This window comes from Pseudomonas sp. LH21 (genome assembly GCF_036549575.1).
Taxonomy (GTDB): Bacteria; Pseudomonadota; Gammaproteobacteria; order Pseudomonadales; family Pseudomonadaceae; genus Aquipseudomonas; species Aquipseudomonas peradeniyensis.
Genome location: NZ_CP144367.1, coordinates 1,531,277 through 1,547,325, shown reverse-complemented (window position 1 = coordinate 1,547,325; position 16,049 = coordinate 1,531,277). Strand labels below are relative to the sequence as shown.

6 protein-coding genes are annotated in these 16,049 nt (G+C 62.1%); all 6 read right to left on the bottom strand.

Annotation, left to right across the window (positions count from 1 at the left end; all coding sequences use genetic code 11):
- Positions 1 to 5: 5 nt before the first annotated feature.
- The 6 genes from VUG52_RS07285 to VUG52_RS07260 all read right to left on the bottom strand — a co-directional run bounded on the left by VUG52_RS07285 (position 6) and on the right by VUG52_RS07260 (position 16,039).
- The gene (locus tag VUG52_RS07285) at positions 6 to 404 is read right to left on the bottom strand and encodes an SMI1/KNR4 family protein (protein ID WP_050706780.1); all 399 of its coding nucleotides are present in this window, start codon (positions 402 to 404) and stop codon (positions 6 to 8) included.
- An 81-nt stretch (positions 405 to 485) separates the two neighbouring features.
- Complete coding sequence (locus VUG52_RS07280) at positions 486 to 791, bottom strand: hypothetical protein (RefSeq protein WP_218188899.1); 306 nt, start codon at positions 789 to 791, stop codon at positions 486 to 488.
- Between the two features lie 90 nt (positions 792 to 881).
- A complete protein-coding gene (locus tag VUG52_RS07275) occupies positions 882 to 1,079 on the bottom strand; it encodes a hypothetical protein (RefSeq protein WP_050706781.1) in 198 nt (65 codons plus the stop codon).
- Positions 1,080 to 1,484: 405 nt separating this feature from the next.
- Positions 1,485 to 1,919 (bottom strand): hypothetical protein, encoded by a 435-nt coding sequence (locus VUG52_RS07270; protein ID WP_050706782.1) that lies wholly within the window; start codon positions 1,917 to 1,919, stop codon positions 1,485 to 1,487.
- Between the two features lie 126 nt (positions 1,920 to 2,045).
- Positions 2,046 to 2,501 (bottom strand): hypothetical protein, encoded by a 456-nt coding sequence (locus VUG52_RS07265; protein WP_050706783.1) that lies wholly within the window; start codon positions 2,499 to 2,501, stop codon positions 2,046 to 2,048.
- Complete coding sequence (locus tag VUG52_RS07260; protein ID WP_331832630.1) at positions 2,501 to 16,039, bottom strand: hemagglutinin repeat-containing protein; 13,539 nt, start codon at positions 16,037 to 16,039, stop codon at positions 2,501 to 2,503. Before VUG52_RS07260 ends, VUG52_RS07265 begins: the two co-directional genes overlap by 1 nt.
- Positions 16,040 to 16,049 lie beyond the last annotated feature (10 nt).

Below are 16,049 nucleotides of genomic sequence, written 5' to 3'. Positions count from 1 at the left end.
GACGGCTAAAAGTCGTTCAGCATTTCACGTATGTACTCGGAAAAACTGTCCGCCACTTGATGCGCTTCACGGCTTACCGGGTCGATATCGACAACCACCCAGCCATTGTTCGTATCGAACCCCGAGCAGTACCCCTGCATGTCATCCCCGAACAGGAGGATGCCGTCCAGGGGGAGTTCATCATCTTCATCGTAGATCTGGTCTGGCGTCAGCAGGCCCTCATACAACATGTAGGCAGCCTTACCCACTTCACCCCAGCCAAGCTCCTTCATGAAGGCAACATAATCGGCCGGCACTTGCGAATGATCGGCAGTCAGTGCCGCGAGCACCTGCGCATTGACTGTCTCCAGTTTTGCAAGCAGGCCGGATGCCTTGTCCGGCTGCAGATCTTCATACCTGTCCACGACTGCTCCTTCCATATCACGAATCAGCCGAAACTCGATCACGACAACGCCAGGGTGGCGAACATGCTTTTTGCCCCGGGCTTAGCACTTATACAAATCGCAAAAATACTCATTGATACATTTCCCATTCAACACTTGTTTCGAATCGAAATCCAAGTTTTGAGAGACGACAACTCCTGGTCTCAGGCTCTCTGGAAAATCTTCAATCGATGCATACTCCCCTGGCACCAGAAACCTGAAGTAGTCTCCCATACTCGTAGGGCCTTCAAACCCAACGGGAAAATCCTCTTCCTCTCGGAAACCTTCGACGGCGTGATAGACAAAGAAACCTTTGTTGAAGGCAAGGCTGGCTTCACTGTAGATTCCTCGCTCTTCGAGATTGCGCAACAGCTCATCCAGAACGAAAGCCTTGTCTCTTCCTTGCCAGCGCCATGCCGAATACTAGTCCACCGTAAAGCCACCTTTCTTCAAAGGTGGCTACGACCGAAAGACCTCCTCCCACATGAATTCACTGAGGGTGTCCAGCATTTCCTCCGCTCCGCTCAGTGCCAGGAGCACTTTCGGAATATCACCAAAACAATTGTTCACCATGACCGCAATTCGACCAACTCTATCCATGGCCAACCACGTGTATAGGGTACCGAAGCCAGGTTCCCATTGTTCATCAAGGCTCATTACCGGCTCCCCTTAGGCCATGTCACCGCGCAATTTTCGCAAGTTTTTAAGATGGCGCCTGGAGGAACATCGCCTCGTCCCCAGCCCCCGATCAAAAGGGCACAGATTTATTATATAAACTCTAACTTCGACGCCTTCGATTCAGCGCTCAACGTTCTCTTCGGTAGAGGATTGACAAATAATTCTGTCCCCTTTTCGTCACAAGCCGGTATCTTGGTTATGGCTCGGGGTCACATAGACATCTCGCCGGTGCCGCCCATCCAACTGACTTCCGCCGCTATGTGACGTCGAGGCAGCAGCACAGGCAACTCAGTGCAGATAGCCCGTGCGCTCACCACTCGATTACTACATCCGGAGTGTATTTCTTGAAACATCATAACATATAGCAGTGGCAACTTTGCCCTTTCATACCGGTACCGGGATAGGTACATAGACAGCTTCTACTATCGCACTCTTGCCACTTTCCAAGTCTGGAGCGTAGAGCCCGATCTTGAGACCATCGGTCAGCAATTTCATACCGGAGCCATCGTCCTCGAATTCATAATTTACATGTTCCCGCTGGAAAAATCGCTCCAGCAAATCGACCGAAACCCCGAGAAGTGTCTGTCCCTGAAAGTCCAGAGATGCTTCAGGATAGTAAAGTTGCACCCCGCTCAAACTATCGTGCTGGTCATACCATGCCTTCATCAGCGCATCACCAAAGACATCCGTCGAATTCTCGGAGAAAGCAGTCTTGGCAAACACCTTGTAGGGGAGTTTTAACTTGGCCCTGACTTCATCGCGCCCGCGCATCTCGGCAAATACATCAAGCCCATCTTTCGAACTATACGTGAAATTCATGCAATCACCTTTTGATGAAGTCGTTCAACATAAAGGTAACAGATTTATTTACCAATGACGGCCTGGATGACTCAACGTGAGAACTGTCTTCAACGCCTGACTAATGACTGTTCCGTTCAATAGCATTTACTCAAGCGTGAGTGAACACTTCCACAACCGTCCATCTTGCGAAAACTCCGCACGCAATACTGGGCCTGCCCCCTCATAACGTACCCACGGGCGTATAAAACCGAGCAAACCATCCATCTTGCCCCCCCCCTGACTATCTGGAGGACCAAGCGCTTGCAAGAGGGCGTCTCGCCGCCAGCCTTGTGCATTCTGATCGAGAATGCTCCCTTGGTACGGAGCATAGCCCTCGTGGCTCTGCACGTAGATATGGATGTGATTGAGTCTGTGCGCTCGAAAGCCGAGCTCCAACCCACTATTGAGGTACTTATGATAAAGAGTCCTTCCGTCTGGGTCGTTATACGACAAGGGGGTCTCCTTCACCTGCGGCTGCTCACCAAGCACCGTAGCAAGCTCCTGAAAGTCATTGTCCCCTTGGTCTTTACCGACAAGGCTCAACAGCTTCATCCAGTCCATCAGTCAATCACCCCTGTCAGGCGGTTCCGTTCAAAAATCTTTCTGATTGCTTCTTCTACGATATCGGCTTGATAGCCCTTTTCCAACAGATTTTTTCGCAGTACATCAGTATCTCGACATACAGCGCCACATAGGTCAGCTGCATCTTGCTCCACCTGTGCTGCCGTGTTTTTGCCACCATGAGTGCGACCAGCGACGTGGATTTCTCGCGGAAGCTCTATCGCAGTGGCATTGTTGTAGAGCAATTTCGTCTCTTCATCTGTAAGCGGGCGGCCCAGCTCCTTCTCCTTGGCCTTACGCAAAGCGGCCATTGATGGAATATGGTCGTGCTCCAATCGATCCCCTACAACCTCCCGACTCTTCAGATCCTTGTAAGAATCCACTTCCAACTCTTTGACTGGATTTTTCGGTGACTTACTGCCTTTGTTCGTCACTACACCGGTAAGGATGGAAGCGGCAAGCTTACCACCACCGATTAAGAACTGATCGTAATCATCCTTCTCATTGAAATGAACCTCCGCGTCACCCTCTTTTTCCATGTATTTGGCGACGCGCTCACCGACATAATCCTGAAATTTGTCCAACCGCCTTGCCAACTCTTGGCCCAATGGCGTTTGCTCGGCGGCGCCCCAGGCTGCGGCCTGGATCACGGATTTCGGACCTTGCGTCAGTGCCAGCACCAGTGCGACGGCTTGTGCCGCTTCCGCATTCTGCTGCATGAACCGTTCAATACTTGCCAACGATCGCAGGTTTTCCTGCAACAAAGTGCGCCTGGCCACAACATCCGAGTTGCCCAGTACCAATGCACCGGCAGGATCATTGAGATTGGCCTCTTCCAATACCTGCTTGGCCCCTGCCACGACCTCTGGCTTGATGTTCCACAAATCACTCAATTGCTTGAGCACATTCTGTTGGAACTTCTCGTCGGCCATCATCGCCATGGCCTCACTGCGACTTTTGCCGCTGAGAATCAACTGCTCCAGCGTCTGCTCAGCGAAATCACGGCTGGTAATACTTGATACCCCGACTGCCATGTCCCGCCCCATTACACGCTCAAGCCGGTTCAGTGCAGCATTGAGGCCGGTGCTGGCCTGCTCAAAGTTCTTCAGCGCCGTCTTGTCGTAGTCGAGGAGACCATCGCTCCACTTCTGCAGCGTCTCTTTCGGATTCAGCGCATCATGCAGCGAACTGTCGGTCACATAGAGATCGGTACGCGACTCCTTGTCCCGCGTGATCTCATAGGCTTTGTCGAGATCACGGTTCAGTCCGACGGTGGAGTCCTGGCCGGTCTCGGCGTCCTTGCGCACAGTGATATCACCGGCACCCACGGTGGCGCGGACGGTCTGCTCGCGGTCCTTTTCATACTCCCAGCCACTGACGCTCCAGCTGGTCTGGCTCTTCGGACCCTTCTCGCCGTTGCCTGCACTTTCGGTGATCTTGCCGTTGGAAGGGTCCTGCCCGGAACTGGCCGCCCCCTTCTTCCAGCTGCCACCCACATTCAGGTAGTAACCGTGCTCCTTGTCCTTGCCGGCAATATCGCTGAAGCCCAGGGTACCGGTGTCGAGCTTGAGATTGCCGTTGTCGGCGGCGATCAGCGCACCGTCGAGCTGGGTGTGGTTCTCGGTGCGGATATCGACCTTGTCACGCCCGGTGATGCGCGTCTGGTCCTCGACCCACTCGGTCTTGCCAGTGGTCTTGCCATAGCCGACCGAGCCACTGACACCGGCACCCGGGCCCACGGTGACGGTGGCATTGATGTCGAACTCCTTGCCCTTTACCTCGCCTGTGTCGATCGCTGAGGCCACGTTGAGGTTGCCGCCGACACGGCCGATCACTTCGTCGCCGCGTACTTGGGCACCCTTGATGTTGGTGTCCTTGCCGCTGGTGAACTTCAATTGGTCACCGGCGTAGACATAGGCTTGCTCATGGCGCTGGGCCTCGCGCTCGAGATGTCCTTTGCCCAGGTTGACGCTGGCATACACCCCAACACCTTCTGAGCCGAAGGTCAGTCCCACCTCGCCACCGCCGCTGCGGCGGTTCTGCTCCTGCTGACTGTCATTTTGTGCGGCGCGGATGTTCAGGTCGTTGCCAGCGTTCAACTGGACATCACGCCCGCCCTTCACCTGGCTACCGATAATGTTCAGATCGTTGCTGGCTTCGATCCGGACATCGCGCCCGGCCTCCAGTTGCGCTGGCGTCGAAGTACCCTGCTGGCTGTCGTTGCTGGCAATGCCGTGGCTGCCACCAATACCAACTTTGAAGCCACCGCTGGTACCGCCGTGGATGCCCCCCCAGCTCTGCGACTGGCTGCTTTCCTGGCTGCTGCTGCCCTTGGCCACATCGATGTTGATATCGCGCGCCTTGACGTCGATATCCCGCCCGGCCTGCACCTGGCTGCCCTTGATATTGACGTCGTTGCCCGCCTGCAGCTTCACATCGTTGCCAGCGTCCAGCGTCGAGGGACGGTTGTTCTGTTCGACACTTTGCTGGCTGCTGGTCTGCTTGCTGCTGCCGATCTTGCCGTCACCGGTCGGGCCGGCGAGGAATTGACCGATCGCATCCAGGGTCTGCAGGGCGCTGGAGCCCTTGCTCACCCCATTCTCGCCCTTGCCGGTGTTGCTCAGCGCGTCCTTGGTCTTGCCCAGGTTATGGTTGACCGAGCCACTGATACCATGCCCCTCGTACTCACGCTCCAGTTCCTGGATACGGGTTTCGCGTCCCGCGTCGATGTTGATATCGCGACCAGCCCCCAGGCTGATGTCATGGCCAGCCACCAGGTCGGAGCCAGTCTGGTTGATGTCGCGACCGGCCTTGACATCCAGATCCTGCCCGGCCTGGATGCGACTACCCGCAGCCAGCTGCTCGCGCAGACGGTCCTTGGCCTTCTCCTTCTCGACACCGGCGAAGAAGTTCATGCCGTTGTCGTCACTGTCGAAACGCAGGCCTGTCTTGCTCGAACTCGACCAGTGCGAGTTGTCGCTCTGGTTCTGCGCGGCGCTGACATTGACATCGCGCCCGGCGTTGAGGCTGACGTTGCGTCCGGCGCTGACGCCGCTACCCAGCACGTTGATATCGCGGGCCGCCTGCAGGGTGGCGTCACGCTCTCCACTCACCTGACTGCCGACGCTGGTGCTGCTCCGAGCCTCCTGCCCGGAAGCCTTGGCCGAACCGATCGACACCGATGGCAGGACCGTGCCCGGTGCGATCGGCATCATCAGCGCTGCAGGGTTCAGGATGATCTCGGGGGAAAGCGACAGTTTGAACTTCTTCTTGTATTCCTCAGACCGGCTATATGCAGTGTCATTGGCCGACACGAGGTTGATGTCACCCTCCTTGTCCACCAAGCCAGCACGCAGCTCGACATCATTGCCGGCGCTCGCCTCGCTGGCCCGCAAACGCAAGTCGCTGCCAGCAGCCAGAACAATATCTTTACCCGCATCCAACTCGCTGCCGACCTGCGTGGCGCGGGTCTGCAGCTGGCTCTTGCCGCTCTTCGACAGGCCCAGGAAGCCGGACTTGGTCTTCTTGCTGTACTCGCCGTGCTCCTCGACGCCGGACAGCACCGCCACATCGCCGGTGGCACCGAGCATGACATCGCCGCCGGCCTTGAGCTGGCTGCCAATCACCGAGACATCGCGGCCACCGTCCAGGGCGATGCCGCCGTCGTCCTTCTTGCTGACGTTGACGGTCAGGTCGCCACCGGCCTCGATCACCGAAGCGACGTTGGTGCTGTGGTAGCTCTCTTTCTGCGTCGAGCTGCTGCGGCCGAACGAGCCCTTGCTCTTCTTCAGGTAGTACGAAGCGCTTTCGTTCTGCTCGGAGGCGATGGTCAGGTCGCGTTCGGCGTCGATGTCGACATCGCCCTTGCCCTTGACCTGGCTGGCGACGATGGCCATGTCCTGGCCCGCGGACAGCGAGACATCGCCACCAGCCTTGACCGTGGTCGAGACCTGGGTGATCTGGTCCTTGGACTGGGTGACTTTCTTGCTGCGGCTGAAGCTGTGGGCTTCGTTGGCAGCGGAGGTCAGGTTCAGGTCCTCGCCCGCGGCCAGGGTAAGGTTGCGGCCCGCGTCGATCTGGCTGGCCACGGCGGTGAGGTCGCGGCCGGCGCCGAGGCTCAGGTCGCGACCGGCGCTGACCGTGGCGCCGTGCTGCTGCACCGTGCTGCTGCGCTGGCGATCGGTGTAGAAGCCTTGACGTTCCTCGACCGACAGCAGACTCACATCACGACCGGCACTGAGCGACAGGTCGCCGCCGCTCTGGATCACGCTGGCGACGTTCTTGATGTCCTGCCCGGCCTTGAGGCTGAGGCTGTTGCCGGCCTCGATACGCGCGGCGCTTTCAAGATAATCCTTCTGCTCACGCACGCCGCCGTAAACGATGTCCGTGCGCGTGAGGTCGCGTCGGTTGATCAGGTCACCGTTGATGGCGGTCAGGCTGACGTCACGACCGGAGACGATGCCGCCAGCACTGTTGACCAGGCTGTTGCCGGCCAGCAGGTCCAGGCGCTCGCCGGCCTGGACCAGGCCGGTGTTGGTCAGGTCCTTGCCGGCGGTGGCGCTGAGGTTGCGCGTGGCACGCAGCGTGCCTACGTTGTCGAGATTCTCCCCGGCGATCAACTGGACGTCCTGCCCCGCGATCAGCGCACCGTCAGGCGCCAGTCGGCCATTGGCATGGGCCAGGTACAGCACTGGCGCAAGTACCTGCTCACCATTGATCTCGCGTGCTTCGAGCCAGACGATGTCGTGGGTCAACGCCGCGACCTGGGCGGAGGTCAAACCGACACCCAGACTCAGGTTGAGCTGGTCCTTGCTGCGGATGGCATTGTCCATCAGGTGCTTGTACAGCTGCTCGCCGGAGGTCTGGCCATCGATGAACTGCTGGCCGGTGCGAGCCACCACCGCCTGCTGGATCAGGCGTTGCTCGTAGAAGCCGTCACCCAGACGCTTCCAGCTCTTGTCCGGATCGAAGCCCAGGTTGCCAAGCAAGTAATCGGAGCTCATGAACTGCTTGAGGTCGGTCAGCACCGGATTGGTTTCGATCAGATACTTGTGCGGCTTGCTCGTGTACTGGCTATCCGGCAGGCGAGTGACGCCCGCAATCCAGGGGCGAGCGCCGATACCCGGCTCCTGCGCTACCAGCTCGGCGGCCTGCGCACCTGCGCTCGGTGGGGGAACGTAGGTATCCACGGCCTCGCCCGCAGGCGCATTGACCCCGATGACACTGGCCTTGGCAGCCGACTCGACACGCTGGTGGGCAACGCGATCGATTGCCTGCTCACTTCCTCTGGACGCGGACGCATCCATTGCCTGGATCGAGCCCGGTCGGGAACTGGCCAGCACCTCACGCTCATGCGAGGTGACAGTGGCGTTGCCCAATGTCCAGCGCTGGGCGGTGCCAGTGGCTGCATCGCTGCCTTTGCCACTCAGGCGGAACAGGCCATTCTGCCCGGCTGGCAGGCTGAAGCCTGGCAGGGTGGTGGGATCGACCTGTCGCTGGGCCAGATCAGGTGGCAACTGCGCATTCAGGTTGACCACCGTGGGCTGCGTCACGCTGGATACCTGGGTATCGAACGAGCGATTGCTGGTAGCCGCTGCCGCCCTGTTCACAACGATATTGCTGATGCTGCCTGCGGCAGTGAGCTTGGCCGTACCGGCGGCCTGGATGACCGCCGGGGCGATGAACTTCTGATCCGGCTGGACCACGGGCTCTGCATCGATGCCGTAAAATACCCCGGGGTCGAACTTCGCGACCAATGTGTTGAAGGCGGCTTCGTCGAACGGCCCGGAACGTGGGTGGGCCTGGTTGTAGGCGTTTACTTCGTTGATCAACTGGAAGAAATAGCCCGTGGAAACCTTGACCCCAGGCCCCACTTCCCTTGCAACGGTTCCCGACCTGGAACGCTCGCCCTCGTTGTCAATGCTGCCGGCAGTGATGGTGAGATCGTTGGCCGCCGAGATGACGCTTCGAGCATTGAGGACACTGCCTGCGCCAATGGTCAGGTCACGCCCGGAAACCAGGGTTGCCGTGGGCGAGTCCTCGTGAATCACGGTCTCGAGGGTCTTGTAGATATGCACCGGGCCCCTCACCCACCGCGATCCCTTGCAATGCTGGACGCAGTAGATGGTCATGTAGCCATCGGTGATCTGGTGGCTGGCCCTGAACTTGTCGCGTTTGTTGACGAAACTGGATGCCTGCAGGTTGATGTCACCGGCCGCCTCGACAGTGCCGGAGCTGTTCAGGAAGGTTGCCGCAGAACTACCCGCGGTGACGCCGGCAACCAGCAGATTGCCCAGGCTGTACACATCCGCGTAGCGATTGCTGAAATCGGCGGTGCTAATCGTCATGTCCCGCCCACTGAACAGGAAACCTCGACTTCCGTCGGCAGCCTGGTCGTTGTGGACGGACTGGGCGATCAAGTTCAGGTTGCGTGAAGCGGCCAATGCACCGTAGTTGGACAGGCTGCCCGCGTTGATCGTCAGGTCATTGGCCGCCGACAAGCGCCCGAGGTTGCTCAGCTGGTCGCCGATGTTGACCACAATGCTGTCGCCACCGGCGATGCTTGTGGCGGTGCCCAGGCTCATCTGCGCCGCAGTCAGGGTCATGTTCCCCAGGCTGGTCAATCGGCCGTTGCCCGAATAGGCACCACCCAAGGTCAGGCTCAATGTGCCATCGCTGGCAATCAACCCGTCATTGAGCCAGTTGCCGCCCGTGCCCAGCAACGCCTTGGTCGCCAGCAACTGCCCGCTCGAGGTCTGGCTGAAGTTGTTGACATTGAGGTTGAGCGTGCCGGCTTGCAGCACGCTGCTGTTGACCCAGCTGTCGGCACTGAGATTCAGGGTGCCATGCGTCAACAGGCGACCTCCCGCCGCCATGACCTGCTGGCTGCTGACACCGAAATCGCCATTGCCGACGTGTGCGATGCTGCCCCCGGTGTTCACCAGATCGCCGATGACCAGGGCAAGATCGGTGTTGGCGGTTTCCACGGTTCCGTTTCGGTTATCCAGCACCCCGCCGATCTGGAATCGCGTTGTGCCGCCGTTGCCCAGGGCACGCAGTTTCCCCGCCTGGTTGTCCAGGCTGGCGGCCGTGATGGCGAAAGTACTCGCGCTTTCGACGATGCCGCCACGGTTGTCCAGGGCGCCGCTCAGCCCGATGTCGATACGCTGGCCGACCATCTCGCCACGCGCGTCGCCACCGTTGAGCAGGCTGGTGCCGGTGACCTTGAGCAGGCCACCGGCGGAGATGCCGCCGTCACGGTTGTCCAGCTGCCCGGTGCGGATCAGCGCATCACCGCCCAGCGCCGCGATGCGCCCGCCGTGGTTGTCGAGACTGGCGCTCTGCAGATCGAGGCCCAGGGCCTGGAGAATGCCACGCTGGCCATTGGCATCGCTGCCATTGCGCAGCACACCGGTGGTGCGCACGCCCAGCGACTGCTTGAGGCTGGCAAGGATACCGCCGCGGTTGTCGAGGGTATCGGCGGTGACTGTGAGCGCGCCATCCTGGGCGATCAGCTTGCCGCCCTGGTTGTCGAGCACACCGTTGGCCTGCACGCTGATCGCGCCCTTGGCCTGCACGGTGCCCTTGGCATTGTTCAGGCTTGCCGCCTGCAGGCTTACGTCTCCCTGCTGGCTGTAGATCAGGCCATCGCCCGTGTTGCTGAGCGCCCCGCTGCTGTTGAGCACGAGCGCGCCATTGGCGGCCAGGGTGCCGCGCTGGCTGTTGTCGATGCTGCCGGCCAGCACCTTGAGCAGGCCCTGGCTGGCGATCTGGCCAGCCCGGTTGTCGACCAGCCCGGCGCGCTGGATCAGCAGGTCCTTGCCGGCGAACAGCGTGCCCTTGCGGTTGAGCAAATCGCCGAGCAGGTCGAGGGTCAGGGCGCCCTGGGCGGCGAGGTTGCCGTCGTTGTTGTTCAGGCTCGCGGCGGTCAGGCCGAGGTCCTGGCGGGTGGCCACGCGGCCGCCGTGGTTGTCGAGGGTGCCAGCGCTGATGACCAGCTTTTCACCGGCATCGATCAGGCCGCCTTCATGGTTGTCCAATGCCGCCTTGATCGTCAGTTGCTGGCCGCTGCCGCTGGACAGGATGCCCTTGGCACTGTTGTCCAGGCTGTCGGCCTTGACATCCAGGCGCTGCTGGGCGACCAGCGCGCCGCCATCACTGTTGCGCAGGACGCCGGCCACGGTCGCCTGCACGGCGCCGGAGCGACTCGACAGCGTACCTTGCTGGCGGTTGTCCAGGCTCTGGCCGGTGACGGTCAGCCCCTGCCAGCCCGAAACCAGGCCGTTGCGGTTGTTGATCGCGCCGCTGGTGATACCCAGGGTCTGTTCGCTGATCAGCTTGCCGTCACGGTTGTCCAGCTCGCTGACATCCAGACGCAGGGCCTGGGCGGTGGAGATCTCGCCGCCCTGGTTGGTGAGCTTGGCCAGGTTGGCGAGGGTCAGTGAGCCGGCGGTGGTGATCAGGCCGGCGCCGTTGTCGAGGTCGGCGCCGAGCAGGTCCAGCGCAAGGCTGCTGCCGAGCAATTTGCCGCCGTGGTTGTTCAGGCCCTTGCTGGTGAGTGTGAGCGCGTCCTTGGCCTCGATGCGACCGCCGTCGCGGTTGCTCAGCAAGCCATCTACGGTCACCTGCAAGCCACTCTGGCTGCTCAGGGTGCCGCCGCTGTTGTCCAGTACGCCGGCATGAACCTCCAGCGACTGGCCACCGATCAGGCCCTTGAGGTTGTCCAGGCGCTGGCTGATCCGCAGCAGCAGGTTCTGGTCACTGAGCAAACGACCGTTGCTGTTGTCCAGTTGCTCGGCGGCGAGGGTGAACGCTTGCGCGCTGGAAATCTCGCCACCCTGGTTGACCACGGTCTTGAGATTGTTCAGCACTAGCGACGGGGCATTGATCAGGCCGCCACGGTTGTCCAGATGACCATGGCCCAGGTCTAGGTTCACCGAAGTGTCGCTGAACAGCTTGCCGCCCTGCTGGTCGAGGCCGGTGACCGTCGCGCTGAGTGCTTCGCGGCTGCCCACGCGACCGCCGTCGCGGTTGTCCAGCTGGCCGGCGTGCAGAGTGAGGGTGCGGTTACTGCTGACACTGCCCTGGCGGCTGTTGTCCAGGTAGCCGGTGGTAATGGCCAGCGCGCCCTTGCTGGCAATAACGCCTTTGTCGATGTTTTCCAGGCTGGCGCTGGCCAGGGTGATATCGCTGTCGCTGAGCAATTCGCCAGCCTTGTTGAGCAGCACGCCCGTCGTGGTCAGCTTCAGGCTGCCGGCACTGTCCAGTTTGCCGGTGCTGTTGTCCAGGCTTTGCGCAGCCATCACCAGCTGGCCCTCGGCACTGATCAGGCCGAGGCGGTTGAGCGCCGCGCCGGTCAACGTCAGGGTCATGTCCCGCTGGCTGGTCAGGCGGCCACCGTCGTTGTCCAGGGTCAGGCCGGTCAGGGTCAGGCCGGTCTGGGCCTCGATACGTGCCTTGTTGCGGTTGAGCAGGCCCTGCAAGGCGAGGGTCATGCCGGTGCCGGCGACCAGCAGGCCGCCGTCGCTGTTGTCCAGCGAGGTGCCGGTCACGCCGACGGTGGCCTTGCCGGTGATCTCGCCGCCACGATTGTCGATGCGATCAACGTCCAGGGTCAGCGCGCCGTTGCTGCCGAGCAGGCCCGCCTCGCGGTTGTCCAGCTCGCCGCCCTTGACCCGCAACTGCTCCAGGCTGACCAGCGAACCCGCAGTGTTGAGCAATGTGCCAGCCTGGATCTCACCACGGCCTTTGCCGGAGACCTTGCCCTGGCGGTTGTCCAAAGTGCCGGCGTCGATGTTCAGGGCGGTGTCGCCCACAAGAATGCCTTGGCGGTTATCCGCGCGGGTGGCGCGCAGGTCCAGGCCCTTGGCCGAGACCAGACCCTTGGTATTGTCCAGTACCTGGGCGATACGGACCGTCAGATCCTGGTCGCTGATCAGTTTGCCCTGGCGGTTGTCCAGCGTCGTGGCGGCGAGGGTGAAACCTTGCGGGCTGACGATCTCGCCGCGCTGGTTGTCGACGCTGCCGAGGTTGTTCAGCACCAGCAGCGGAGCCTTGATCAGGCCATGGTTGACCAATGCGCCCTGGCCCAGATCGAGGGTGATCGAGGCCTTGCTCAGCAGGCGCCCGGCCTGCTGGTCGAAGCCCGTGGCGGTCAGGCTCATTGCGCCATCGCTGTCGATGCGGCTATCGCTGCCTGCATTGTTGACCTGGCCAGCCTCGATGGTCAGGCGGTCGTTGCCGACCACATGGCCACTGTCACGGTTGTCGAGGGTCCCGGTGGCGATGTCCACGGCTCCCTGCGCGCCGATCTCGCCGGCACGGTTGTCCAGGCTGGCGCTGCGCAGGTCGAGGGTGCCGTCGGCGGTGATCGAGCCGCGCTGGTTGTTTACCTTGCCAGTGGTGGCCAGGGTGAGCTTGCCGGCGCTGCTCAGCTCGGCGTCGGTGTTGTCGAGGCTGGCGGCGCCGATATCGAGGTCACCTTCGCTGGTCAGCAGCCCCTTGCCGTTGTCGAGCGCCTGGCCCAGGCGCAGGCGTGCGCCCTGCTCGCCGGATACGCGCCCGTCGCGGTTGTCCAGGGTCTGCCCGCCGAGGATCAGTTGGCCCTTGCCGCGCAGCAGGCCCTGGGCCTGGTTGATGACCTCGGCTACCGTCAGCGTCAGGTCGGTGTCGGCCAGGACCTGGCCGCCGGTGTTGTCCAGGCGCTGCCCGGTCAGGCTCAGCGCCTTGGCCGCGGACAGCTCACCGCCACGGTTGTCGACGCTGCCCACGGTCAGGTGCATACCCTGGCCGGCACCCAGCACGGCGCCCTGGCGGTTGACCAGCGAATCGCCCTTGAGGGTCAGCTTGCCATCGGCGGACAGTTTGCCGCCGAGCTGTTCCAGGCGCGTGACCTGCCCATCGAGATCGCCACCGCTGGTCAGGCTGCCACCGCTGTTGTCCAGGTGGGCAGCGACCAGATCGAGGTTGCCCTTCGCACCGAAGATGCCGAGCTGGTTAAGCAGTTCGGTGCCATTGAAACGCACCCCGGCCTGGCCGCTGACCAGGCCCTGGTCGCGGTTGTCGAGGTGGTCAATGGTCAGCGTCATCGCGCCATCGCCCTCGATCTTGCCGCCGCGATTGTCCCAGCGCTGGCCTTGCAGGGTCAGCAGGTCCTTGCCCTGCAACCGGCCGCCACGGTTGTCCAACTGCCCCGCGTCGATATCAGTAGCACCCTGGCCATTCACCAGGCCCTTGGCCTGGTTGTCGAGCAGGCCGGTGACCTTGGCGGTCAGCGTGCCATCGCTAAGCAGCTTGCCCTGCTCGCGGTTGTCGAGGCTGGCAGCGTTCAGCGTCAGGGCCTTGCCGGCAGCCAGCACACCTTGGCGATTGTCCAGCGCCTGGGCGACTACCAGCTCCAACGCCCCACCCGTTACCGTACCCTCGCGGTTGTCGAGGCTGCCGGCCTTTACCTGGCCGTGGCCGGTGCTGGATATCTCGCCGTGCTGGTTGTCGATGGCTGCGCGGGTGGTCAACTCCAGGCCGGACTTGCTGGTGACCACGCCGCCCTGGTTGTGCAACGCCAGGGCCTGGATATCCACGCCGTCGGCCGAGACCAGGCCATCCAGGTTGTCGAGCAACTGGTCGAGGCGCACGGTCAGGGCCTGCTCGCTGTAGAACTTGCCACCGGTGTTGTCGAGGCTGCGGCCCGTCAGGGTGAAGGCCCCCTTGCTGGAGATCTCGCCACGCTGGTTGTCGATATCGGCCATCTGCCGCAGACGCAGCTGGTTGGCGGTGATCTCGCCGTCGCGGTTGTCCAGCCGGCCATGGTTCAGGTCGAGGGTCAGCTCGGTGACGCTGCTCAGGTGGCCACCTTGCTGGTCGAGCAGACCGACGTTGACCATGACCGCCTGGTTGCCGCTGATATGGCCGCCCTGACCGTTGTTCAGGGCCTGGGCGGTAAGGTCAAGGGAAGTCTGGCTGGCGATCCGGCCGGTCCGATTGTCGACCAGTCCCTGGCTGGTGACGGTAATGCCCCGGTTGGCCAGGACCTTGCCATTGCGGTTGTCCAGGCTGCCAAGGTTCAGGGCCAAGGCATCGAGGCTGGACAATTCACCGGCCTGGTTGTCGAGATGCGCCCAAGTGGCGTTCAACGCGCCTTGGCTGGTGATCTGGCCACGCTCGCTATTGAGCAGTTGCCCGCCGGTGAGGGTCATGCGCCCGTCACCGACAACCTTGCCCTGCTGGCGGTTGTCCAGCGTTGCGGCGTTGATGCCGACATGGCGCCCGGCGCTGAGGCTACCGCCCTGGTTATCCAGGCGGCCGCCCGTGGACAGCGTCAGGTCACCGCTGGCGATCAAGCGCTGGTTGCGGTTGTCCACGGCACCGGCGCTGATCTTCAGGTCGGCGTCGGCCGCGCGGCTGCCATCGGCCTGGATACCGGCCTGGATGCCCGCGAGGTTGCTCAGCTGGCCAGCTGCGTCCAGTTGCACCGAACCCGCCGCAGTCAGCCCCTGGTGGTTGACCAGGTCACCGCGGCTTTCCACCTGCAGTTGCTTGCCGGCATGCACCGGCCCCTGGGTTTCGATACCGGTCGCCCGGATGCGCACATCGCCCCCGGCGCTGGCCTGAACCATGCTCAGCTGGCCATTGGCATCGAGCTGGATATCGCCACCGCTGGCAATCATCCGCCCGTCGAGGCGCACACCGACACCGGCCTCGGTCCCGACCAGCCTGACCGCGCCGGCATACATGCCGCCCAGCGCGCTGGAGTCGATCGCCAGGCTCGGCTTGGCGCTGCCGTCGTCAGCACGCGCTGTGGCCGCCAGGGTGCGGGCATCGACATCGTTGCGTCCGGCGACGATGGCCAGGTTGCGGGCCTGGATCTCGGCGTTGATCTTGGTACTGCGGGCAATCAGCTCGAAGCTGTCGACGTTGCTGGCATTGATCCCCGCACCTTCGATGGCGATGTGGCCCTGGTCGACCTGGTAACGGGTCAGCTGGCCGTTCTCGATCACCGGCTTGCCGGTAGTCAGCGTGGCCTGCGGCGTGTTGATGAAGCCGCAGCCATCGCAGGTGATGCCGTGGGGGTTGGCGACGATGACATGCGCCGCATGCCCGGCCACTTCGGTATAGCCGCGCAGCTGGCTGGCGTTGGCGCCGTTGACCTCGTTGAGGATGGTGCTGGCCGCCTGGCCCTGCAGATTCTGGTTGCCAAGGATGATCCCGCCCAGCTGGGTAGCCTGGGTGCGCTCGGTGGCGTTGTTGAGGATCAGCCCCTGCTGGCCGACGTTGTAGTCACTGAACTGGTTGTGCGACAGCCCGCTGCCGTTGGGCGCGGCGATGTTGACGATCGGCACGCCGTTGCCCGCCTGGCCGAGGCTGGTCCCTGGCCCGCTGACCACCACACCTTCGGCGGCTTGCGCCCACAGCGGCTGCCAGAACATGGCGTTGGCCAGCAGGAAGGCCAGGCCACGCTTGGGCAACCCGCAGAAATGCTCACGGGGCTGAATTGCGGCCGAGCGTTGGCGGGCCAGGAAGGCAAACAGGCGAACGTCCATGTCAGGTCTC